At 71.0% G+C, this 22,211-nt stretch carries 27 protein-coding genes; 6 read left to right on the top strand and 21 right to left on the bottom strand.

The window, feature by feature from the left end; all coding sequences use genetic code 11:
- Positions 1–75: 75 nt before the first annotated feature.
- From H030_RS28655 to H030_RS36115, 19 genes are all read right to left on the bottom strand, one after another.
- Positions 76–285, bottom strand: coding sequence for a flagellar FlbD family protein (locus H030_RS28655; protein ID WP_035125767.1), 210 nt, complete (start codon positions 283–285; stop codon positions 76–78).
- Positions 286–455: 170 nt separating this feature from the next.
- Positions 456–1,304, bottom strand: a complete 849-nt coding sequence (locus H030_RS0102450) for a flagellar hook-basal body complex protein (protein ID WP_027004950.1) — start codon at positions 1,302–1,304, stop codon at positions 456–458.
- Between the two features lie 83 nt (positions 1,305–1,387).
- A complete protein-coding gene (locus H030_RS0102455) occupies positions 1,388–1,798 on the bottom strand; it encodes a TIGR02530 family flagellar biosynthesis protein (RefSeq protein WP_027004951.1) in 411 nt (136 codons plus the stop codon).
- Between the two features lie 9 nt (positions 1,799–1,807).
- Positions 1,808–2,245, bottom strand: a complete 438-nt coding sequence (locus H030_RS0102460; RefSeq protein WP_027004952.1) for a flagellar hook capping FlgD N-terminal domain-containing protein — start codon at positions 2,243–2,245, stop codon at positions 1,808–1,810.
- Between the two features lie 39 nt (positions 2,246–2,284).
- Entirely contained in the window at positions 2,285–3,463 is a 1,179-nt protein-coding gene (locus H030_RS0102465; protein ID WP_027004953.1) for a flagellar hook-length control protein FliK, read from the bottom strand.
- Between the two features lie 201 nt (positions 3,464–3,664).
- Positions 3,665–4,450, bottom strand: coding sequence for a lytic transglycosylase domain-containing protein (locus H030_RS38115; RefSeq protein WP_081690447.1), 786 nt, complete (start codon positions 4,448–4,450; stop codon positions 3,665–3,667).
- The gene (fliJ, locus tag H030_RS0102475) at positions 4,450–4,902 is read right to left on the bottom strand and encodes a flagellar export protein FliJ (protein WP_027004954.1); all 453 of its coding nucleotides are present in this window, start codon (positions 4,900–4,902) and stop codon (positions 4,450–4,452) included. The genes H030_RS38115 and fliJ overlap by 1 nt, the downstream gene beginning before the upstream one ends.
- A gap of 67 nt (positions 4,903–4,969) precedes the next feature.
- Complete coding sequence (locus tag H030_RS0102480) at positions 4,970–6,460, bottom strand: FliI/YscN family ATPase (RefSeq protein ID WP_051221511.1); 1,491 nt, start codon at positions 6,458–6,460, stop codon at positions 4,970–4,972.
- Positions 6,453–7,076, bottom strand: coding sequence for a FliH/SctL family protein (locus H030_RS36110; protein ID WP_051221513.1), 624 nt, complete (start codon positions 7,074–7,076; stop codon positions 6,453–6,455). The genes H030_RS0102480 and H030_RS36110 overlap by 8 nt, the downstream gene beginning before the upstream one ends.
- Entirely contained in the window at positions 7,076–8,116 is a 1,041-nt protein-coding gene (gene fliG, locus H030_RS28670; protein WP_051221515.1) for a flagellar motor switch protein FliG, read from the bottom strand. The genes H030_RS36110 and fliG overlap by 1 nt, the downstream gene beginning before the upstream one ends.
- Entirely contained in the window at positions 8,113–9,663 is a 1,551-nt protein-coding gene (gene fliF, locus H030_RS0102495) for a flagellar basal-body MS-ring/collar protein FliF (RefSeq protein ID WP_081690449.1), read from the bottom strand. The genes fliG and fliF overlap by 4 nt, the downstream gene beginning before the upstream one ends.
- A 33-nt stretch (positions 9,664–9,696) precedes the next feature.
- Complete coding sequence (locus H030_RS0102500) at positions 9,697–10,026, bottom strand: flagellar hook-basal body complex protein FliE (RefSeq protein ID WP_027004957.1); 330 nt, start codon at positions 10,024–10,026, stop codon at positions 9,697–9,699.
- Positions 10,026–10,487 (bottom strand): flagellar basal body rod protein FlgC, encoded by a 462-nt coding sequence (gene flgC / locus H030_RS0102505; RefSeq protein ID WP_027004958.1) that lies wholly within the window; start codon positions 10,485–10,487, stop codon positions 10,026–10,028. The genes H030_RS0102500 and flgC overlap by 1 nt, the downstream gene beginning before the upstream one ends.
- Positions 10,487–10,843 carry a flagellar basal body rod protein FlgB gene (flgB, locus tag H030_RS0102510; protein ID WP_027004959.1) on the bottom strand — a complete coding sequence of 119 codons (357 nt, stop codon included), beginning with the start codon at positions 10,841–10,843 and terminating at the stop codon, positions 10,487–10,489. Before flgB ends, flgC begins: the two co-directional genes overlap by 1 nt.
- A gap of 149 nt (positions 10,844–10,992) precedes the next feature.
- The gene (locus H030_RS0102515; RefSeq protein ID WP_027004960.1) at positions 10,993–11,322 is read right to left on the bottom strand and encodes a hypothetical protein; all 330 of its coding nucleotides are present in this window, start codon (positions 11,320–11,322) and stop codon (positions 10,993–10,995) included.
- Entirely contained in the window at positions 11,319–11,714 is a 396-nt protein-coding gene (gene fliS, locus H030_RS28675) for a flagellar export chaperone FliS (protein ID WP_035125770.1), read from the bottom strand. The genes H030_RS0102515 and fliS overlap by 4 nt, the downstream gene beginning before the upstream one ends.
- Positions 11,715–11,792: 78 nt before the next feature.
- The gene (gene fliD, locus H030_RS0102525; protein ID WP_081690450.1) at positions 11,793–13,169 is read right to left on the bottom strand and encodes a flagellar filament capping protein FliD; all 1,377 of its coding nucleotides are present in this window, start codon (positions 13,167–13,169) and stop codon (positions 11,793–11,795) included.
- A gap of 17 nt (positions 13,170–13,186) precedes the next feature.
- Positions 13,187–13,543, bottom strand: coding sequence for a hypothetical protein (locus H030_RS0102530; RefSeq protein ID WP_027004962.1), 357 nt, complete (start codon positions 13,541–13,543; stop codon positions 13,187–13,189).
- A 160-nt stretch (positions 13,544–13,703) separates the two neighbouring features.
- Positions 13,704–16,127 carry a glycosyltransferase family 2 protein gene (locus H030_RS36115; protein WP_051221517.1) on the bottom strand — a complete coding sequence of 808 codons (2,424 nt, stop codon included), beginning with the start codon at positions 16,125–16,127 and terminating at the stop codon, positions 13,704–13,706.
- A 345-nt stretch (positions 16,128–16,472) separates the two neighbouring features.
- On the opposite strand from H030_RS36115, the gene H030_RS28685 reads away from it, so the two are divergent.
- Positions 16,473–17,291 carry a sigma-70 family RNA polymerase sigma factor gene (locus H030_RS28685; protein WP_051221519.1) on the top strand — a complete coding sequence of 273 codons (819 nt, stop codon included), beginning with the start codon at positions 16,473–16,475 and terminating at the stop codon, positions 17,289–17,291.
- Positions 17,292–17,360: 69 nt separating this feature from the next.
- Here the strand turns inward: H030_RS28685 and H030_RS0102545 are convergent, their stop codons facing one another.
- The gene (locus H030_RS0102545) at positions 17,361–17,648 is read right to left on the bottom strand and encodes an EscU/YscU/HrcU family type III secretion system export apparatus switch protein (RefSeq protein ID WP_027004963.1); all 288 of its coding nucleotides are present in this window, start codon (positions 17,646–17,648) and stop codon (positions 17,361–17,363) included.
- On the bottom strand, positions 17,641–18,243 hold the full coding sequence (locus H030_RS38800) for a hypothetical protein (RefSeq protein ID WP_027004964.1): 603 nt from the start codon (positions 18,241–18,243) through the stop codon (positions 17,641–17,643). Before H030_RS38800 ends, H030_RS0102545 begins: the two co-directional genes overlap by 8 nt.
- A gap of 71 nt (positions 18,244–18,314) precedes the next feature.
- Here H030_RS38800 and H030_RS0102555 point away from each other — a divergent pair, with 71 nt between their 5' ends.
- The 5 genes from H030_RS0102555 (at position 18,315) to flgK (ending at position 22,210) form a co-directional block, all read left to right on the top strand.
- Complete coding sequence (locus tag H030_RS0102555; RefSeq protein ID WP_027004965.1) at positions 18,315–19,004, top strand: flagellar hook-basal body protein; 690 nt, start codon at positions 18,315–18,317, stop codon at positions 19,002–19,004.
- Positions 19,005–19,245: 241 nt separating this feature from the next.
- Entirely contained in the window at positions 19,246–19,974 is a 729-nt protein-coding gene (locus H030_RS0102560; RefSeq protein ID WP_035125772.1) for a flagellar hook-basal body protein, read from the top strand.
- On the top strand, positions 19,974–20,309 hold the full coding sequence (locus tag H030_RS0102565) for a hypothetical protein (protein ID WP_027004967.1): 336 nt from the start codon (positions 19,974–19,976) through the stop codon (positions 20,307–20,309). Before H030_RS0102560 ends, H030_RS0102565 begins: the two co-directional genes overlap by 1 nt.
- Positions 20,306–20,863 carry a flagellar export chaperone FlgN gene (gene flgN / locus H030_RS0102570; RefSeq protein ID WP_027004968.1) on the top strand — a complete coding sequence of 186 codons (558 nt, stop codon included), beginning with the start codon at positions 20,306–20,308 and terminating at the stop codon, positions 20,861–20,863. Before H030_RS0102565 ends, flgN begins: the two co-directional genes overlap by 4 nt.
- A gap of 6 nt (positions 20,864–20,869) precedes the next feature.
- Complete coding sequence (flgK, locus tag H030_RS0102575) at positions 20,870–22,210, top strand: flagellar hook-associated protein FlgK (protein WP_027004969.1); 1,341 nt, start codon at positions 20,870–20,872, stop codon at positions 22,208–22,210.
- Position 22,211: the final 1 nt, after the last annotated feature.

The following is a 22,211-nucleotide window of genomic DNA, read 5'->3' on the forward strand; positions in this document are numbered from 1 at the left end:
GGGTAGGGAAGACTTGCTGTCTGACCCGGTTGTCGGCCGCCCGGTGTGCTAGTTGAGAGCGACAGCGCGCCGCTGTCAGCGTGCGAGGCGCAATGCACGCGCCATGACGTCCACACGCCAGGCGCGGATCCTGCCGACGACCTCGTCGACCGACTCGGTCACCGCGATGCGCTGGCCGGTGGTCAGCGTGACGTGGCAGTCGGGCGAGGCGTCGATGCGCTCGATCAGGTCGACGTTGAGCTGGAAGGGCTCGCGCGTGGTGGACAGCTTGTGGAGCTCGATCATCTGTTTATCCCTCGATCGGGGTAGTCGGCAGCCAGTTTGCAGGCTTAAACGAATCGAGGCCACGGCACGCCCGCCCGCGCGGATGCCCTCCGCATCCGAGCGGGCGGCCGCGCCGCGGCCTCGCAGTACTCCTATGACTTGCGAAAGAGTCCTGGAACCAAGTGCTACAACTAGCGCTTCAGCTGGACCAGGTCCTGCAGCATGTCGTCGGCGGTCGTGATGACCTTCGAGTTGGCCTGGAAGCCGCGCTGGGCGACGATCAGGTTCGTGAACTCGGACGCGAGGTCGACGTTGGACATCTCCAGCGTGCCGCCGATCGTCGAGCCGAAGGTCTTGCCGCCGTCCGGCGTGCCGACCTGCTCGGTGCCCGCGGACGGGCTCGAGGCCCAGCGGTTGCCGGACATCCGGACCAGGCCCTCGTCGTTGGAGAACTTCGCCAGCGAGATCGTGCCCGCGTTGGTGCGCGTACCGCCGCCGGCGGGGAGGTAGGAGACCGAGCCGTCGGTGCCGACGGCCATCGCGGTCGCGCCGTCCGGGATCTGGATGTAGGCGTCGGTGGCCGGCGTCGTGGTCGTGTCGCGACCCATGACGTAGTAGCCCTCCGGCGTCGTCAGGTAGCCCTGGTCGTTGACGATGAAGTTGCCCGCGCGGGTGTAGTTCATCTCGGTCGGCATCGTCGCCGGCGTCGTCGACGGGTCGCCGAGGCCGACGCGGAAGAAGCCGTCGCCCTGGATCGCGACGTCGCGCCAGGTGCCGGTCGACTGCAGCGAGCCGTCGGTCATGACCGAGTCGATCGAGCCGAGCTGCACGCCGAGGCCGACCTGCGCCGAGTTCGTGCCGCCGGTGTTGGGACCCTCGGCGGACCCGCCGTACAGCGTCTGCTGCAGCTGGTCCTTGAAGGTGACGCGGGAGGACTTGTAGCCGACGGTGTTGACGTTGGCCAGGTTGTTGGAGACGACGTCGAGCATCGTCTGGTGCGTCTGCAGGCCGGAGATGGCCGAGTACATGCCGCGGATCATTGCTGGGAGGCTCCTGTGGATCCTCCGGCTTCCCCAGATGGGGTCCAGCCGGTTTGGTTTTGGCGTTCCGTGCCGCGCCGCCGCTAGGCGATGACGGCGCTGTCGATGTTCGTGAACACGTGGTCCTTCATCTGGTCCTTGCCGACGGCCGTGACGACCGTGCGGTTGGTGACCGAGACCACGAAAGCCGTTTCGTCCACGAGGACCACCGCGTCGCGGGCACCCTTGCCCGCGGCACGATCGACCCCGTCGTTGAGGCGCTGCATCACGGCGTTGTCGACCGTGAGGTTGCGGCGCTCCAGACGCTGGAGGGCGTGCTTGCTGAACGAGACGGGCGTCGTGCCCGCCGTGTCCTTGAATACGTCCGAGAAGCTCGGACCTTGAGGTCCCTGGACAGACGGCCGAACCGGCTGCGTCCGGACGCCGACAGATGCGGGCCCACCCACCCCCGAGACTCCGGGCGGGACGAGCGCAGGGTTGAAAGCGTTGCTCATGACCCGTGACTACTGGATCGACGTGACCGAATCCGGGTCGACCAGGGTCTTCCCGTCGGCCATCGTCAGCGACGGCCCCTTGGTGTCGTCGAACTGCACCGACGCCACCGTGCCGGTGGCCGTGCTGCTCGCGCCGGTCGTCGGGTCCTGGGTGATGTAGCTGACCTGGTGGCCGAGCATCGCCTGGGCGTTGGTGTCCTTCTGACGCGACAGCTGCGCGGTCTGCGACGTGGCGACGTTGGTCATCTGCTCGACCTCGGTCATCATCGAGATCGTCTGGAAGTACTGGTTGGGGTCCTGGCCGGACGTGGGGTCCTGGTTGGACATCTGCGCGGTCAGCATCCTCAGGAACCCGTTCTTGTCCATCGACGTGGCATCGGTGGTCCTGGTGGTGTTGTACGCCTGGTTGGTGTACATGCTGCTGGCGGCGGGATCGACGCTGGGCATGAGGGTCCTTCCTCTCGTCCTTTTAGTTACGCGCGGGGGTCACGCGGTCACGTCGACCAGCTCGCCGGCTGGGATCGACGGGGTGCGGGAGATGGTCAGCTCGAGCTCGTCGTCGGCGTCCTCGCCGTCGAGCCCGTAGGAGGCGTTGCGGCCGCCCTGCCCGGTGGAGGCCTGGCGGGCGTCGCCCTGGTTGGAGAAGCCGGAGTCGGCGCCGGCGCCGAGCTGGAGGTCGAGGCTGTGCAGCTGCACACCGCGGTCCTCGAGCGTGCGCTTGAGCTCGCCGGCGGCGTTCTGCAGCGCGTCGAGCCCGGCCTGGTCGTGGGCGGCGATCGTCGCGACGAGGCCGTCCTTGGTCGTGCGCAGCTGCACGTCGACCTGGCCGAGCGCCTCGGGCCTGAGCTGCAGCGTGGCGCGCGCGTTGCCGGCACGGGTCGTCGCGATCCGGACCAGCTCCTGGACGCGCTCGGCGGTCTGGACGACCGAGCCCTTGGTCAGCTGCGGCATGCCGCTGGCCGTCGGGACCGCGGTCAGCGGCGTGGCGGTCGGCTGCCCGGCGGCGACCGTGGGCGGCGTCGCGGGCTGGGCCTGGGCGCCGGCACCGTTGTTGGGGTTGTTGCCTGCGCCGCCCTGCTGGCCGGCACCGGCACCGGCGCCGGCCTGCGCGGCCGCGGTGGCGGTCGGCGCGAGCGTCGGCGCGGGCGGGAGGCCGTCGATCACGGCGCCGCCCTGTGAGGTCTTGATGCCCTTGGCCGCGTGCTTGCCGGCGCCCTTGGCGTCGAGCAGCTCGGCGGGAAGCTGGAGCTTCCCGGCCGGCGTGCCGTCGCCCGTGGCGGCGGCCTTCGCGTCGGTGGCGGCGGCCAGCGCGGCCTGCGCCGCGACGTCGGTCGCGACCACGGCCTGCTGCGTCTGTGCGTTCTGGCCGGGCACCCCGCCGTCGGCGACCACCGGGTTGCCTGCACCCTTCGGCACCAACGGCGTCGCCTGGAGGGCGAGCGCGGCGGCCGCGGCCGTGGAGGCGGCTGCGTTGGCGTCGGGGTTGCCCTGCTTCTGCTGTTGCTGCGCATCGGCGTCCTGGCCGGCCTGCTGCTGGGCGCCCTTGCCGCTCCCATCGGGATCGGTGGCGTCCTTGGCCGTCGGCTGGGACTGCGTCTTGGACGCGTCGTCGGACGCCCTGGAGGTGGCGTCGGGCTTGGCGTCGTCGTCGTGCTGACTGCGCACAGCGCGGCCGTCGTCGTCACGACGGCTCTGGGCGGGGCGGGTGTTGCGGCCTTCCGCAGGTGCGGTCCGGGCCTGGGTGGTGGTCTGGCTCAGGAGGGCGGCGAAGTCTTCGCCGGATGAGCCACCGGGTGGGCTGGCGCTCCTACTCGGAGCGGGGTCCACCCGCGCCTTGGGCGGGGTGATGGGGAGGGATGACATGGCCTATACGGTGCTGTAGTTCAACGTTCCGGAGGAAGAAGTGGTGGGGTCCGCAGCGGTGAGCGCCGACGTGGCGTCGCTGTCGCTGTCGGAGTCGTCGCTGCTCGCGAGCAGGCTCGCGGCCGAGACCGGCTGCGTCTGCTGCAGCAGCTGCGCCGCGGTGGTCGCGCTCGTGCCGGTCGTCGAGGCGGTCGCGGCCGCCGTCCCGCTCGCGCGGTACTGGTCGGCGAACGCGAGGACGCTCTTGACGTAGTTCTGCGTCTCGGCGTAGGGCGGGACGCCGCCGTACTTGGCGACCGCGCCCGGGCCCGCGTTGTAGGCGGCCAGCGCCTTGGACGCGTCGCCGCCGAAGCGGTCGAGCTGCTGCTTGAGGTACTTCGCGCCGCCGTCGATCGCCTGCGCGGGATCGGACGGGTCGACGCCGAGCGACCTCGCCGTGGCCGGCATCAGCTGGGTCAGGCCCTGCGCGCCGGCGCCGGACTGGGCGCTCGCGTTGAAGTTGGACTCCTGCCGGATCAAGCCCTTCAACAACGCCGGGTCGATCCCGTACTTGTTGGCGGCGGCCGTGATCTGGCTGTCGTACTGCGTGGGCGTGCCGCCGCCGAGCGTGGTCGGCGTGGCGGTGGAAGCCACAGAGGAAGTCGTGGAGGACGTCGAACCACTCGCAGACTGCGCAGCGGCGAGCTGCGAGGCGAAGTCGGTCGACGACGTCGCGGAGGACTGCCCGGTGAACTGGGCGATCTCCTGCTGGATCGCGGCGACGCGCTGGCCGATCAGCTCGATGCTCATCAGGCCGCCATCTTCCGCACGTGCATCTGCAGCGCCATCTCGTCCAGGGCGGCGGCCTCGACGCGCTCGGCCTGCACGCGGTGGGCCTCGCGCTGCTTGGTCTTCAGCTGGTCGAGCACCTCGCGGGCCTGGCTGGCCTGGGCCAGCTCGCCGCGCTTGCTCTGCAGGTCGGCCTCGTAGTTGGCCATCCGCAGCTGCGCGTCGGAGCGCGACTGCTCCAGCCGCTCGACCCACGCCTGGCGTGCGACGAGCGTCGCGCCGCTCAGCGGCCCGAGGGCCGGCGCGGTGACGCCGGTCTGCGCGTCGCGCAGGTGCTGCTCGGCCGAGCGCAGCGCCGCCTCGCCGCGCACGCGCGCGTTCAGCGATGCCGCGAACCGCTCCTTGGCCTGGTCCTCGTCGTGCGCGCGGATCTCGCGGACACGTTCGAGGCCAAAGCGGAAGGGACGGGACATGTCAGTCAGGAGGTCGGACGGTGGGAGGACGGATGAAGGGCGCTGGACGCTTGTCGGACAGCGCGTGTCAGATCGCGAGGTTCAGCGGCGGGATCGCGGACGGGCCCGTGGGCTCGGGCGCGGCGGGAGCGGCCGACGCAGCCGGCATCGCGGCGGCGAGATCGCCGACCGAGACCTCGGTGATGCCGACCGTGTGCAGCATCAGGTGGTCGGAGTCGGGGCCGGGAACGGCCTCGTCCGGGCGCTGCTTGAGGAACCCGTCGATCGAGTCCTTCAGGTCGATCGCCATGTCGGTCACCGGGTCCGAGCCGCGCTCGTAGGCGCCGATCGCGATCAGGTCCTTCTTGTCGCGGTAGGCGGCCAGCAGCGCGCGCAGGCGCGTCGCGCCCGCGCGGACGTCGGGCGTCATGATCTCGCCCTCCAGCCGGGACACCGACTGCAGGATGTCGATCGCCGGGTAGTGGCCCATGTGCGCGAGGTCGCGGCTGAGGACGATGTGGCCGTCGAGGATCGAGCGGACCGCGTCGGCGATCGGCTCGTTCATGTCGTCGCCGTCGACCAACACGGTGTACAACGCGGTGATCGATCCGTCCGGGCTGGTGCCCGAGCGCTCCAGCAGCTTCGGCAGCAGCGCGAAGACCGACGGCGTGTAGCCGCGCGTCGCCGGCGGCTCGCCGATCGCGAGGCCGACCTCGCGCTGGGCCATCGCGAAGCGCGTGACCGAGTCCATCATCAACATGACGTCGTGGCCCTGGTCGCGGAAGTGCTCCGCGATCGTCGTGGCCGTCAGCGCCGCCTTGATGCGCACGAGCGCGGGCTGGTCGGACGTCGCGACGACGACGACCGAGCGCTCGATCGCGCTGCCGAGGTCGCGCTCGATGAACTCCTTGACCTCGCGGCCACGCTCGCCGACGAGGCAGATGACGTTGATGTCGGCCGACGTCGAGCGCGCGATCATCCCCATCAGCGAGGACTTGCCGACGCCCGAGCCGGCGAAGATGCCGAGGCGCTGGCCGCGGCCGCACGGGACGAGCGAGTCGAGCGCGCGCACGCCGAGCGTCACGCGGTCGGTGATCCGCGGGCGCAGCAGCGGCGACGGCGGCGCGGCGACGATCGGGCGCTGGGTCAGCGCGCCGAGCGAGCTGCCGCCGTCGATCGGGTCACCAAGGCCATCAAGAACTCGCCCGAGCAGGTCGGAGCCGATCGGGACCGAGACCTGGCGGCCGGTCGCGGTGACCGTGTCGCCCGGGCCGATGCCGTGCATCTCGCCCAAGGGCATCAACAACGTGCGGCCGGAGCGGAAGCCCACGACCTCGGCCGGGATCGTCCTCCAGCTGCCGGTCTGCGGGTCGCGGCCGGTGCGGACGTCGCAGACCTCGCCGACCTCCGCTTCCAGGCCGGTCGCCTCGACGATCAGGCCGATCAGGTCCATCACGCGGCCGTGGCGGCGGTGCAGGTCCGCGCGTGAGACGGCACGGCCCAGGCTCGCCAGGCGCTGCGCGATCTCGGCCTCGGGCGCGAGGATCGCGCCGCCCTGCTCGAGGACGAGCTCAGGCATGCTCACCGACGGCGGTCGCGGGCGCGCGCAGCGCCTCCTCGACGGCCTCGCGGGCGCGGGCCAGCTTCGTGGCGAGCGTCGCGTCGACCTCGCCCTCGACGGTCCGGACGATCGCGCCGCCGCGCGCCACGCGGCGCTCGGCCTGCACGTCGCAGGTCTCGATGCCGCCCAGCTCGTTGGCCAGCGTCTCGGCCGCGCCGCGGACGAGCTCCAGGTCCTCGGGGTTGACGAGGACCGTCACGCGCTCGCGCTCGACCAGCCGGCGCAGCGCGCCGCGTACCACATCAACAACGACTTCGGGCTGCGCGGCGATCGTCGCGCCGATCGCCTGCTCGGCGATCCGCAGCGCCAGCTCGACGGCCGACGCCTCGACGGCCGCGGAGATCCGCGCGCGCTCGGCAGCGACCGCGTCGGCCGCGGCCTGCAGGGCCGCGACGCCCGACGCCATCTGCGCCTGGGCCTCCAGCAGTCCCGCCTGGAAGCCGGCCTCGTGGCCCGCCGCGCGGGCGGCCTCGGCCTCGGCCTCGAGGTCGATCTGCGGGACCTCGGGCGCCGGGGCGCCGATGGTCTCGAAGCCGGCCGTCGGCTCCAGCGTGGGGAAGGCGAAGTCCTGCATCAGATGATGTCGTCCTCGGACGCCTCGCCGCCCTCGCCGCCACGGCCGATCGTGATCGCGCCCGCGTCCTCCAGGCGCCGGATCGCGCCGACGATGCGCGACTGCGCCTCCTCGACGACCGACCGCCGCTGCGGCTTGCCGGTGTCCAGGTCCTCCTGGAGCATCTCGGCGCCGCGCGAGGACATGTTGCGGAAGATGGTGTCCTTGACCTCGTCGCTGACGCCGCGCAGCGCCAGGCCGAGGTCCTTCTGGTCGACCTCGCGCAGCAGCAGCTGGATGTCGCGGTCGTTGAGCACGACGATGTCGTCGAACGTGAAGAGCTTCTGGCGGATCTCGTCGGCGAGCTCGCCGTCGGTCTCGGCGATCGCCTCGAGCACCGTGCGCTCGGTCGAGCGGCCGGCGCGGTTGAGCAGCTCGGCGAGCGAGTCGACGCCGCCGGCCTGGCTGAACTCCTGCGTCAGGACGTTGGAGAGCTTGAGGCGCAGGCCGCGCTCGACGTCCTCGATGACGCCCGGGTTGGTGTCCTCCATCGTCGCGATGCGCATCGCGACGTTGGCCTGGACCTCGGGGGTCAGGCAGCCGAGCACCTTCGCGCCGAGCGTCGTGTGCAGCGACGCGACGACCAGCGCGATCGTCTGCGGCGCCTCGTCGGCGAGGAACGTGGCGATCTGCTCCGGCGGCGTGCGCCGCAGGAAGTCGAACGGGCGCAGCTCGGCCTGGGCGGTGATCTGGCCGAGGATCTCCTCGGCACGCGTCTCGCCGAGCAGGTGGACCAGGACCTCGCGGGCGAACTGCGGGCCGCCCATCGCGAACTCGTCCTGGGCGTCGAAGCGCTCGGCGAGCTCCTGGACGACCGCGTCCGCGGTCTCGGCCTTGACGCGCCACAGCGACGCCATCTCGGCCGAGATCGCCTCGATCTCGCGCTCGGAGAGGAACTTCAGGACGTCGGCGGCGCGCGTCGTCCCGATCGTGATCAGGAAGACGGCGGCCTTCTGGCGGCCGGTCAGCGCGGCCGCGCCTCCGCGGGTCGCGACGCTCACTTGTTGTCCTCCGTGACCCACTGACGGAGGTGCGCGGCCACGCGCTCGGGCTCGTCGTGGATCAGGTTGTCGAGCTGCTGGCGGCGCGGGTCGCTGGTGGCGATCGACACCTCGCTGGCGCCGGCGTCGGACGTGAAGTCCGGCATCGGCATCAGCTCGGCGCGCGGGTTCGCGGCCTCCAGCGACTTCAGCCAGGACGGCTCGTCGATCAGCTCGCCACGCTCGCGCCTGCGCAGGTGGCGGGTGACGAAGAACAGGAACATCAGCGCGCCGAGGCCGATGCCCGCGCCCTTGAGGATGCCCGAGAAGGCGGCCGGGATCGGACCGGCCTTCGGGGCGGCCGTCGTGGGCGTGAAGCTCAGGCCCTGGGTGACGGCCAGCGTGTCGCCGCGCTTGGTGTTGAGGCCGGCGGCCGAGCTGACCGAGGCCTTCAGCTGCGTCAGCTGCGCGGGCGTGAGCCTGACGGACTTGTCGAGCATGAGCGACATGTCCATCTTGTTGACCGTGCCCGGGGCGACCGTCGTCTTCGTGATCGTCTTGCCGATCGCGTTGGACGTGTCGGAGGTCTTGTTCTTGTAGTCGTTGTTGCCCGAGCCCGACGCGCTGCCGTTGGCGGCGTAGGACGGCAGGTTGCTCGCCGTGCCCGACGTGCCGCCGGAGGCCGAGCCGGTGCCCTTCAGCGTCTCGTTGGTGACCCTCTGCTCGGACGGCACGACGTTCTTGGTGTCGTACTGCAGCCTCTGCAGGTCGGTCTTGTCGACGTTGAGGTCGGAGTGGACCATGACCTGGGCCTTGTTCGGGCCGAGGGTGCGGTCGAGCATCGCCTGGACGGCCGAGGCCGTCGAGGCGTTGTACTTGGCCTCGGCGTTCGTCTTGGACGGCAGGCTGCCGCCCGACCCGTCGCCGGAGCTGTCGCCGTTGGGCCACAGCATCGCGCCGGTGCCGTCGGTGATCGTGACGTTCGCGGACCTCAGGTTCGGGACCGACGAGGCGACGAGGTTCGCGATGCCCTTGACCGACGCGGGGTCCATCGAGGACGCGTCGGACGGGAGCAGGACCGCCGCGGTGGCGGGCTGGCTCTCGTCGGCGAAGAGGTTGTCCTGGCCGAGCGTGAGGTTGACCGTCGCGCCCTGGGCGCCGTCGATCTGGGAGATCGTGTTGGCGATCTCGCCCTCGAGGCCGCGCTGGTAGGCGACCTGCTGCTGCTGGGTGGAGGCGCCCAGCTTCTGCTTGTCGAGGATCTCGAAGCCCGGCTGCGTCGTGCCCGAGTTCAGGCCCTTGGACGCCAGCGCCACGTTGGCCGCCGTCTCCTTGCCCTTCTGCACGGCGATCGCGGTGCCGCCGTTCTGCAGCTCGAACGGCACGCCGGCCGCGGTGAGCGCTGAGGTGATCTGCGTGGTCTTGGCCGGGTCGACGCCGGTCATCACGGTCGTGTAGGACGGCTTGGAGGCCATCTTCACGATGAAGACCGACGCGGCCAGGAAGGCCAGCGCGCAAGCGGCAAGGGTGATCTTGCCGCGCAAGGACATGGAGTTGATGAGAGCCATTGGAGGGAGGGGCTCCGGGTCGGAGGGTGAGGCTTAGACCTGGGTTCGGAAGATCTCTTGGAGGGCTTCTGTGCCCTTGGTGCGCAGCTGCGCCGCAAGTTGCATCGACAGCTGGGCCCGTTCGACTGCAACGATCGCCTGCGTCGGGTCCGTGGCCGTACCGTCGGCCAGCGAACGCGACGCGTCGGCAGCGGAGTTCTGGGACTTCTCGAGCGCGCCGATCTGGTTCGTGAGCGCCGAGCCGAAGGAGCCGGAGGCGCCGGACGCGGCACCGGTGCCGCTCGTGGCGCCGTCGACGCCGCCGATCGAGCCGACGTTCCACTCGCCGCCGCCGAGGCCGCCGATCGCGGGGATGGCGGGCATCAGCGCAGCAGGTCCAAGGTCTTGGAGAACATCGTCTTGGCGGTCTGCATCGCCGTGACGTTGGCCTCGTAGGCGCGGGAGGAGGAGATCAGGTCGGTCATCTCCGTCACCGTGTTGACGTTGGGCATCGTCACGTAGCCGTTCTTGTCGGCGTCCGGATGGCCCGGGTCGTAGATCCGCTTGAGCGGGCTGGAGTCCTCGACGATGCCGGAGACCTTGACGCCGTTGGCGACGCCGGCGCCGGAGCCGGAGCCGCCGCCCTGGACCGAGGAGAGGACCGAGGCGAAGTCGTTACCGGCACCGCCGGCCTCCTGGAGCACGACCTCCTTGCGCCGGTACGGCTGGCCGTTGGCGGCCTTCGTCGTCTCGGCGTTGGCGAGGTTCTCGGACGTGACGTCCATCCGCATGCGCTCGGCCGTGAGGCCCGAGCCGGAGATGCCGATCGCGTCGAACAGGCCCATCAGGAACCACCGATCGCAGACTTGAGGATGGAGATGCGCGTCTTCATGACCGACTCGATGGCCTCGTAGTGCAGGCCGTTCTCGGCCTGCGTCGAGGCCTCCTGGTCGATGTCGACCGAGGAGCCGTCGGCGCGCATGACGCTGGACATGTCCGCCTGCTGCGTCGGGTTCACCGACGAGACCGCGGACTGGCCCCCGTCCCACGCCGCGTGCAGGGCCGACGCGAAGTCGACGTCCTGGCGGCGGTAGCCGGGGGTGTTGACGTTCGCGATGTTCTGCGAAATCGCCTGCTGCCGGAGAGCGCTGCCGGAGAGGGCGCGCTCGAGGCCGATCTGGGTGGTGTCGAAGAGTCCCATGGACGTGCGAGGTCACTGCCGCCCGTCCGTGGGCTCTGAGTCAGTCGCCGGCCATGGCAACCCACTCACCGTTCTCGGCCGAACGGAGTCGCGCTTGAGTGGGATGCGGAGGAACCGTCCCGGCGCGAACGCGCCGGTCGGACATGCGGCTAGGCCGCGGAGCTGAAGGAGGGCAGCGGCTTGGCCACCCCGGTGCCGGACTGGTAGCCGGCGGCGGCCGTGCGGCCGGTCTTCAGACGGCGCAGCTCGCCCGCCGTCTCGATCATGCCCTGCTTGATGACGGTGGCGCTCAGCGCCTGGAGGCGCACGGCCTCGCGCAGGTCGGCCATGGCCCACGCGGGGGCCTGCGCCGGCAGCAGGCTCAGGAGCACGTCGCGGCGCGCGTTGAGGTCCGCGAGGTCCTCCCAGCGGCCGTCGGTGCAGAGCGCGTGCTCCTCGCGGCCGAGGGCCACGAGCTGCGCGTAGATCTGGTGGCTCATGCCGAGGCGGGAGCGACGGCGGCGGCCTGCTGGGCCAGCGCGGCCCATGCCTCGCGCAGGTTGGACAGCAGCGCGACGACCTGGGCGATCTTCTCGCCCTGGCGCTGGATGCGGGCCTCGATCAGCGTCTTCTTGCAGAAGATGTAGATCGCCTGCAGGCGATCGGCGATCTCGCCGGTGTCCATGTTCAGCGTCGCGAGGAGCTCGTCGAGGATCGCCTCGGCGCGGTTGAGCTTCTCGAAGGAGTGCAGCCAGGCGCCCTCGTTCATGGCGACCTCGGCCTGACGCAGGAAGCGCACGGCGCCGTCATAGAGCATCACGACGAGCTGCTCGGGAGAGGCGGTCAGGACCGCGGAGTCGCGGTAGGCCTGCGGGCTGGCGTAGGGGTTCATGGTGGTCGCTTCCGAGGGAGGGGGACGTACGGGTTGATCGCTGGGGATCGGCGGTGCTTGAGGTCAGAGGTCCGCGGGCTAGCTGGCCGTGAAGCTCGACAGCTTCGAGCCGGCCGCCTGGCTGTTGGCCATCGCGGTCTCCATCGCGGTGAACTGCTTGGTCAGCAGCTGCTGCTTGGAGTCCATCCGGGCGTCGAAGGTCGTCAGCTTCGCCGCGAGGTCGGAGAGGTCGGAGTTGGTGGAGGTGATCCGGGCCTGGATCAGGCCCGTCGAGCCCTGGTAGTTCCTCAGGACGTTGCGGAACTGCTGCGCGAAGCCGTTGACGTTCGCGGTGCCGCCGAGGAGGCTGCGCACGGTCAGCGGGTCGGCGTCCAGGGCGGTCGAGAGCTTGGTCTCGTCGAGCGTGAGCTTGCCGTCGAGGGCGTCCTGGTTGATCGTGCCGCCGCTGGTCGACGCGCCGGTCGAGATGCCGATGTCGGCCAGCGACCTCAGCGTGCCCGAGAGGCCCGGCACCGCGGCGCTGATCGTCGAGCGGAAGCTCGAGAGCATGTCGTTGAGGCCGGAGTCGCCGAACAGCGATCCCCTGACGATGTCGTCGGCCGCCGTGGCGTTGACCACCGGCGTGTCGGTCAGCGCGCCGCGACCGGCGGTCACGACGTCGTTGTAGGCCGAGACGAACGCCTTGACCTTGGTGGTGATCGCGTCCTTGTCGGGACCGGGCGAGCCGACGGTCAGGGCTTCGGTCGTGCCCGCGGCGGTCTTGCCCTTGAGCACGAACTGGACGCCCGGCATGGCGTCCTTGATCGTGTTGGACTCGCGCTCGTACTGCGTGCCGTTGATCGTGAGCTTCGCGTTGGTGCCCGCGATCCGCTCGGTCTGGCTCCCGGCGCCGGCGCCGGAGATCGAGAAGCCCGACGACGCGCCGGTCGTCTTGGCGCTCAGGACGAGGCTGCCGTTGACGTTGACCGCGTAGAGGTTGCCGCCGGTGGCGCCGTTGATCGCCGAGACCGCGTCGTCGACGGTCGCGCCGGCCCTGAGGTCGACCGTCGAGCGCGGGGTGCCGTCGGCGTTGTTGATGACCATCTGGCCATCCGCCGTCGGGCTCGTGAACGACCACGTCTGGCGCTCGGCGGAGGCCAGCTGGTCGACCGAGACGTCGTAGCCGCCGGGAGGCGCGCCGCCGGTGCGCGAGACCGTGAACTTCGTCGTGTCGGTGGACTCGACGGTCTGCGTGTCGATCCAGGTCAGCGCCGACGACAGGTCGTCGTTGGCCGTCTTCAACGCCGTGAGCTTGGTGCTCAGGTCGTTGTAGATGCTGACCTTCTTGTTGTCGATCGCCTGGTCGTTGGTGATCTTGGTCCGCGGGATCTTCTCCGCGGCCATCAGCTGGTCGATGATCGACGCGGTGTCGAGGCCGGACACCAGGCCGCTCATCTGGATCGGGGGTGTGGACATGGTTGTCCTTCGTTCTCCTACGCGGCCGGGGCCGGGTCGGGTTCGGTGCCGAAGAGCTCGCCGAGCGCGACGGGGCGCAGGACGCGGCCCTCGTCGTCGACCAGCGAGGCGACCACCCGGTTGGTGAGGCGATGCGTGTCGAACCGCACGCTCTGGCCGCGCTCCGACAGGTCGTCGGCGAGCTGCCCTGCGCGGCTGATGTCGTCCCAGACCTCGTCCGGGATCCTGTCGGGCCCGGTCATCCGGCGCTTGCGCGCGTCGGCGAGGTCGAAGACACGCGCGAACTCGCCGCTTGCCGCCGGCGCCTCAGGCGCTCGGTCGGCAGCGCGAAGGAAGGCCCCGTGGCCGATCCTCGTGGTCGCGTCGATGTCCATGTCGATCCTTTCGAAGTACGTCCGGCTCGTCCCTGAGCCTCCTGCTCCTGTCTCTCCGGTCATCGGTGTCCCGGAAAGGCCCTTGAGCAGGGGCATGGACGTTCGGCCGATCGTCGGATCGTCGAACAGCTGATGTGCGCGCTCGGCGGACATCGAAGGTTCAGGCGGCCGCCTGGGCCAGCTGGCGCGCCTCGGCGCGCATGATCTCGGCGTCGTCGTGCAGGCCCTGGGAGTCCGCGAGGGTCGCGAGGCCGAGCAGGACGCGCTCGTCCGGAGCGCCGAGCTTCTCGGCCACGCCGATCCACTCGCGGGCGGCGGACTCGCCGAAGCCACGGCGCAGGTAGACGCCCGCGAGCAGCTCGCGCTGCTCGCGCCAGGGCAGGTCGAGCCGGTCGACCACGCCGGCCAGCGCCTCGAACTCGTCGAAGCGCTCCAGCCGCGCGAGCGACTCGAGCATGGCGGTGACCAGCGGCTGCGCCGCGGCCGGGACCGACACCGGGGCGCCGTCGCCGCCGCGCCACGCGCGGAACGCGGCGTGGTGACCGGACGGCAGGCCGGCGCTGCCGGCGTAGGCGAAGGCCGTCTCGACCAGCGCGGGGTCGGCCGGGGCGGCCAGGCGGGCGAAGAGCGCGGTCTGGGCGGCGACCGGCGCGTGCGGCGCGTCGGCCGGGACCAGCAGGGCGGTCGCGGCGGCGGCCGCCAGGTCGCCCTTGGACAGCTCGGCCTCGGCGAGCGCGACGCGCGCGGCGTGCGCGCCCGGCTGGGCCGCGAGCACGGCGCGCAGCTGCGTCTCGGCCTCGGCGATCGCGCCGGCCTCGTAGAACGGCACCGCCAGCAGGAAGCGCTGCGACGGCGTCGGGCTCGGGACGAGCTCCGCGACGCGGGCGACGACGTCGCCGGCCGGCACCCCGCGGCGCAGCAGGACGCGCACGTAGGGCTCGACGACGGCGACGAACTGCGGGTGATGCTCCAGGACGTGCTCGAGATGCGCGGCGGCCTCGTCCAGACGGCCGTCCTCGATCAGCGTCTCGGCCAGGATGTTGCGGGCGTGGTAGGTGCCGACGCCGACGGTGGCGCTGTAGCGCGGCGGCGCGTCACCCATCGCCAGGCACTGCTCGAGCTTGGCGATCGCCTCGTCGCGGCGGCCGAGCGCGCGCTCCGCCAGGGCCTGCTCCAGGACGATGTCGGTGAAGCCGTCGAGCAGGCCCAGGACGGTGTCGCCCATCTCGAGGGCGTCGGTGTGGCGGCCGTTGGCGTTCAGGGCCTTGACCAGGCGCGCCGCCAGCGACGGGAAGAACCCCATCTCCAGGCGCTGAGGATCGCGCTCCAGCAGCGCCCACGCGCGGGCGAGGTGCGTCAGCGAGCCGGCGACGTCGCCGGCCGCGGCCTGCTCGGAGCCGAGGTTGAAGTGCAGGAACGGCGTGTCGACGCCCTCGGCCAGCTGGCGCTGCAGCAGCTCCAGGTTGCGCGTCTGCTTGCCCTTGGCGTCGCGGACCGCGCCGAGGTAGCCGAAGTGCTCGATGCGGACCTGCGAGTACTCGATGCGCTCGGGCAGGTCGGGCAGCTTGTGGGCGAACTGCTCGTGGACGCGCCCCTCGAAGCGGTACGACGCGCGATTGCGGAACAGGCGCAGGGCGTTGTGCTGGACGCCGACGCCGTCCTCGAGCTCGCCGACGTGGTTGGTCTCGACGAGGAAGATGCCCTCGCGCCAGGTGTGGCCGAGCAGCGCGCGGAGCTTCTCGCCCTCGCCCTCGTTGAGGAGCTCGTCGGCGTCGAGGTACATCAGCCAGTCGGACGTCGCGGCCTCGAGGCCGACGTTGCGCGCGGCGGCGAAGTCGCCGTCCCACTCGTGGTGCAGGACCGTCGCGCCGAAGCCCTCGGCGATCTCGACGGTGCGGTCGGTCGAGCCGGTGTCGACGACGATCAGCTCGTCGACGAAGTCCTTCACGGACGCGAGGCACTGCGGGAGCATCGACTCCTCGTCCTTGACGATCATGCACAGCGACACGGTCTGGCCGGTCGCCGGGACCGCCTTCTGCGCGAGGCGCTGGGCGCGCGGGCCGAGGTCGCGCAGCGCGCGCAGGACCTGCGGCGGGAGACCCTGCGGCGTCGTGATGCCGGCCTTGCGGCGGCGCTTGCACGCCTCGAGGTTGCCGGCGACGTCGGGCAGCTGGTCGTCGAGGCGGTGGGCGGCGCGGAACAGCGCCTCGGCCGCGACGACCGCGCCGAGCTCGTAGAAGAGGACGCCGGCGAAGTTCAGGAGGACCGGCTCGCGCGGGTTCTCGTCGAGCGCGTCCAGCGCGGCGACCGCGCCGGCCAGGAAGCGCTCGGCGGTCTGCGCGGGCGCGGAGGTGCCGTGGGAGAGGATCGACTCGATCAGCAGGCGGCGCGCCTGGTAGCGATCGTTGTCGTCGGTCAGCTTGGCGGCGCCGTCGGCGAGGACGCGCCAGCCCGCAAGGTCGTGGGCGTCCAGCAGCGACGCCGCGCGGTTGGTGACCGCGGCGACGGCGGCGGCGCCCGTGACCGGGGCGGCGGAGGTCTTCTTGGCCGGTCCGTCGACCGGCGCGACGAGGCGAAGCGCCATGGGTGCTGAGTGCTCCTTGGAGGGGAAGGAAGCGGCAGGCGAGAGCCCGCTCAACCGTTGGTTCGGCCATTGGCGGTTTGAGTTGAGCGAACGGCGAGCAGTTGTCAGCACGCGGTCGCCGGCTGCTCGCGATCGCCCTCGCGCGTACGCACGCGTCAAGCGCCTCGTCACCGATGCACAGGTTTGAGCGGGTTCGATGGAGGTTCGACCCGCCCCCTCCCCAGAAGTGGGGAGGAGGGGTCTGGACACACGTCCCCCAGTCGAATACCGGACACTGGGGATGCGGAAGGTTCGGTGCCGTCCCGATACGTCTTGTGTCCCCCCCGCACCAAGGAGCACCGTCGTATGAGCCTCGCCACCGCACAGACCTCCAAGCGCCGCCTCTCCTCCGAGGACACGCTCGCGCTCTGGAAGGAGTACCGCCGCACCAACGACCGCGCCACGCGCGATCGCCTGGTCCTCACCTTCGCCCCGCTGGTCAAGTACATCGTCTACAAGAAGGTCCGCGAGATGCCGGCCCGCTGTGAGGTCGAGGACTTCATCAGCTGCGGCCTCGAGGCCCTGATCCAGTCGATCGAGCGCTACGACCCGGCCAAGGGCGCCACGCTCGAGCAGTACGCCTGGACCCGCATCCACGGCGCCGTCCTCGACGAGCTGCGCCGCCAGGACTGGGCCCCGCGCTCCGTCCGCCGCTGGGAGCGCGACATCGAGCGCGCCGCCGACGAGTTCACCACCCTGCACGGCCGTCGTCCCACGCAGCCCGAGCTGGCCGAGTCGATGGGCACCACCGTCGCCGAGCTGCGCAAGCGCCGCGACGAGATCACGCAGTCCGACCTGACGTCGCTGAACACGCTCGTCCTCTCCGACGACGAGACGACGATCGAGCGCATCGACACGATCGCCTCGACCGACGTGTCGGCCGACCCGCTGCACGCCGCCGCCAAGGAGCAGGCCAAGGACAAGTTCCGCGAGGCCTTCTCCCGCCTGCCGCAGCGTGAGCGCGAGGTCGCCGTCCTGCTCTACGTCAAGAACATGACGCTGGCCGAGATCGGCGAGATCCTCGGCGTCTCCGAGTCGCGCGTCTGCCAGATCCACGGTCAGCTCAAGAAGACGCTGCGCACCGTGCTGGACGACGACGCCCCGCTGTTCCAGGCTGTCGCTTAGCTCCTGGTCCCCCGCGTCGCTGGTACGTGCGGGGGCGCTTGGATCAGCGACGCGAACGGAACCTCGCCCTCAGGGCGAGCGTTTCGCCCTTTCCAAGCCGTAGGCCCACACCAGGACCTCGGCCACCGCGGCGAAGAGCTCGGGCGGGATCTCCTGCTCGAGCTCGAGCCGTGCCAGGGCCTCCGCCAACGCGGGGTCCTCGCGGATCGCGACGCCCTGCTCGCGGGCGATCTCGACGATCTTGTCGGCGATCAGGCCCGCGCCGGCCGCCACGACCTTCGGCGCGCCGTCGCCGCCCTGGTCGTACCTCAGCGCCGCGGCCCGCCGCGGCTTCTCCGGCCTCTGGCCGTCAGACACGGGCGTTGACCGTCACGTCGCGCGGGTGGACCGTGACGAGCACCGGCCCGCCGGTCGCCCGGACCAGCGCGTCCTGCAGGGCGCCCGCGTTCTGGGCGACCGTCCACGCCGGGTCGCCGCCGGACACGTGCACCGCCGCCGACTGCGCGTCGACCCGGACGTCGAGGCGCCCGAGCGTCGGCGAGTCGTAGCGGACGACGACCGACTTCGCGGGCGTCGCCCCGCCGCGCCTGGCGGCCTGCTCGCGCTCCTCGACGTGGATCCGGGCGAGGATCCCGCCGGGCAGCATCAGCTGGTAGGCATCGGCCGGGACGGTCGGAGATGCGTCGGCCTGCTGAGCGTTCTGCAGCTGTGGTGCGCCCGGGGGTTCCACGACGCGCAGGTGCAGGCGCTCGGTGCTCGCCTCCTCGACGCGCAGCCGCAGCACCTGCCCGGCGATGACGCCCTCCGGCAGCTGGGCCTGCATCCGGACCCCGGCGAGCACCAGCGTCCTGGGATCGAGCACCCGCGCCTGGACGACGACGCCCGGCACGAGCCTGACGTCGGGCAGCAGACCGCGCAGCAGGACGAGGCTGATGGGCGCGGCGCCGGACATGTCCGGCAACAGGTTCGCACGTCGTCCGGAGTCCTCAAGTCGGCCCTGTCGCCGCCGAGGAACAAGGAGGCATGGAACGCGGGCTTTACATCGCCGCCGCCGGCATGGTTGCCGAGATGGTGCGGCAGGACCAGATCTCCAACGACCTGGCGAACGCAGCGACCCCGGGCTACAAGTCCGACCAGTCGCAGCAGCGGTCGTTCAACGACCTCCTGCTCCAGAACACCAAGACCGGCGAGACGATCGGCAAGCTCGGGCAGGGCCCGCTCATCACCAAGACGGTGACGGACCTGGACCCGGACGCGCTGAAGCCCACGCAGGAGCCGCTGGACCTCGCGATCGAGGGCCAGGGCTACTTCGGCGTGCAGACCTCGGCGGGCGTCCGCTTCACGCGCGACGGCTCGTTCCAGGCCAACGCCCAGGGCTACCTGACCGACCAGCAGGGCAACACCGTGCTGGGGTCCGACCGCAAGCCGGTGAAGATCAACGCCGACGGCACGGTCGACACGGCCAAGGTCGGCAACTTCGCGCTGACGGGCGTCAAGAAGCAGGGCGACTCCTACTTCACCGGCACCGCCGCCGGGAAGGGCACGGGCGAGATCCGCTCGGGCTACCTGGAGAGCTCGAACGTCGAAGCCGGCAAGGTCATGGTCGACATGATGGCCTCGCTGCGCGCGTTCGAGGCCGGCCAGAAGGCCATCCAGACGATCGACGGCACGCTTCAGCAGGCCGCCGGTCAAGTCGGCAACCTCCCCGCGTAACCACGGCCCAGAGGGCCGCGGTTCCGTTGCGGGTGTTCGCCCAGAGGGCGAAACCCGCGCGTCGCCAACCTCCGACACCGTCCGAGTTAGGACGAATGTCCAGGGACTTCTCAAGTCGGTTCGGCCCTTGCCGATCACCGGAGAGACAGAGGACCTCCGATGGCTGGACCACCCGCTGGTGGAAGCCGGAGCTCCTGATCTCCCTCCTTCTCAGGAGACCCGGTTAACAGTGCTCGAAGGCATGTACACGGCCGCTGCCGGCATGGCAGCGCAGCAGACGCGCATCGACGCGGTCTCCAACGATCTCGCGAACGTCGACACGACGGGCTACAAGTCCGCGCGTCTCGCGTTCCGTGATCTCGTGTACGACTCCGCCCAGGGCTACGGCGCCGCGAAGGCCGTCGAGATCGGGGCGGGTTCCGCTGCCACGTCGATCGGTCGCAGCTCCGCGCAGGGCGACCTGCAGCAGACCGGCCGCTCGCTCGACGTCGCGCTCAACGGCCCGGGCTTCATCCAGGTCAAGCTGGCCGACGGCAGGACGGGCATGACGCGCGACGGCAACCTGCAGGTCTCGCCGGACGGCAGGCTCCGCCTCTCCAGCGGCCAGCTGGTCGACCCGCAGATCACGATCCCCCAGGGCGCCGACGACGCCGCGATCGCGATCAAGGCCGACGGCACCGTCTCCTACCAGGGCAGGTCGCTCGGGCAGCTCAAGCTCGTCGACGTGCCCGCCGAGTCCGGCCTGCAGGGCGGACCGGACAACACCTTCGTGGCGACCAAGGCCAGCGGCGCGATCCGCGCGGCCAACAGGTCCACCATCTTGACCCAGGGCACCCTGGAAGGGTCGAACGTCGACGAGTCGCAGGCGATGACCGACATGATCGAGGCCCAGCGCGCGTTCCAGATGGCCAGCAAGGCCATCACGACGCAGGACCAGATGCTCGAGATGGCCAACCAGGTGAAGAAGTGATGAGCACCTCTTCGCTGCCGCCCATCGACAACGCGCTGCTGCCGACCGACGTCCGCAACGGGTCCAAGAGCGACCAGGACAACTACAAGGCCGGCCTGCAGTTCGAGCGCCAGCTCGTCGAGCAGCTCACGCAGACGATGTCGGACACGACCAAGGCCATGACCGGCGGCGACTCGGGCTCCGACAGCGGCGACGACACCGGCGACGGGTCGAGCGCCGTGACCGACTCCTACAACCAGCAGATGCCGGGCATCATGGCCGACGCCATCATGCAGGCCGGCGGGCTGGGCCTCGCGCGCACCATCGCGCAGAACCTGAAGGGCTCGCAGTCGTGACCACCGCCCTCGCCACCGCCGCGCCGACCGCCTACGGCACCGACGTCCTGCGCCACCTCGACGCCCAGATCGCGTCGGCCCGCAGGCTGCTCGACGCCGTCCTGCGCCAGGGCGCCGCGATCCGCAACCGCGACGTCGACGGCGTCCTCGCCCGCCTGGGCGAGATGCAGGCCGAGATGGAGCGCCGCTCCGGCCTGGAGCGCGACCGCGTCCGGATCCTCACGCAGGCCGGCCAGGGCCTCGGCGTCCCGGCCCACACCGTCACGCTCGACGCGCTCGCCCACCTGCTCGCGCCGCACGAGGCGCAGGCCGCCAAGGGCCGCAGCGCCGAGCTGAAGGGCCTCCTCGCCGAGGTCCAGCGCGAGCACATCACCAACCGCGCCCTCATGCGCCAGGAGCTCGCGTTCCTGTCGCACCTGACCCGCCAGCTCGGCGTGGACGGCGAGGACGTCGGCTACCGGCCGCCCAGCGAGCCGGGCGCCACGATGCGCGCAACCCTCGACCCGGCCGCCCAGCCGGTGCGCATCCGCCGCGCACTGGACCTCGAGGCGTAGGCCACCATGTCGATCCCCGCTTTCACCGGTCTCAACACGGCGCTGTCGGGCGTCCAGGCGCAGCAGGCTGCCCTGAACACCGTCGCTCACAACATCGCCAACGTCGAGACCCCGGGCTACTCGCGACAGGAGGCCGTCTTCTCGTCGTCCCCGTCGCTGCGGCTCGGCGCGGGCGCGACCGCCGACGGCCAGGGCGCCCAGCTGGGCACCGGCGTCCAGGTGCAGCAGTACCGGCGCCTGCGCGACGACTTCCTGGACCTCCAGTTCCGCACGCAGAACATGGCCGCCGGCCAGAGCGACGTCGCGACCAAGCGCCTCTCGGTCGTGCAGTCCTCGCTGGCCACCAACAGCAAGGGCGACCTCGGCCAGCTGCTCGACAACTTCTGGGACTCGTGGCAGACGCTCTCGAGCAACCCCAGCGACCCGGCCGGCAAGGCCGGCGTCGTCGGCGCCGCGGCGAACCTCGCCCAGCGCTTCAACACGCTCGACAGCGACCTGGCGACCACCGGCGCGCAGGCGACCAGCGACCTCAACGACATGTTGAGCGACGCGGGCCCGATCAAGCCGATCGCCGACCAGCTCGCCGCGCTCAACACCCAGATCAACCAGGTCATCGGGTCCAACGGCTCGCCGAACGACCTGCTCGACAAGCGCGACCTGCTGCTCGACCAGCTGTCGCAGTACGGCCAGGTCTCGGTCACCCCGGACCCGACCGTCGGCACCGACGGCAGGCCCGCCTACCCGGGCATGATCCAGGTCAGCTTCGGCGGCGCCTCGACCCCGCTGGTCTCGCAGACCGGGGTGACGATGCCGACCACCGCGACGCTGTCGGCGACGCCCGGCGGGCAGATCCAGGGCCTGCAGGACGTCGCGAGCAAGACCGCCGGATACCGCACGACGCTGTCGACGATGGCGGCCTCGCTGATCTCCTCGGTCAACTCGCTGACCAGCAACCCGATCTTCTCCGGCACGGGCGCCAACGACATCACGACGGTCGCCACCGCGGCCACCGTGAGCGCGGGCGCAGCGGGCGGAGCGTCCGGCGACAACAGCGTCGCTCTTGCAGTGCTCAACCTCCGCGGCGGATCCGTCGATCAGTCCTACGCCGGGCTCGTCCAGACGATCGGCTCCGACGTCGCGACGGCGACGACCAACAACACGACGGCCAACGCCGTGCTGGGCAACGTCACCGCTCAGCGCACGTCGACGTCGGGGGTCTCGATGGACGAGGAGATGTCGAACATGATCCGCTTCCAGCGTGGCTACCAGGCCGCGGCGCGAGCGCTGACGACCATGGACGACCTGCTCAACCAGCTCATCAACTCGACCGGCCGAGTGGGCGTCTAGT

The organism is Conexibacter woesei Iso977N (genome assembly GCF_000424625.1).
Classification (GTDB): Bacteria; Actinomycetota; Thermoleophilia; order Solirubrobacterales; family Solirubrobacteraceae; genus Baekduia; species Baekduia woesei_A.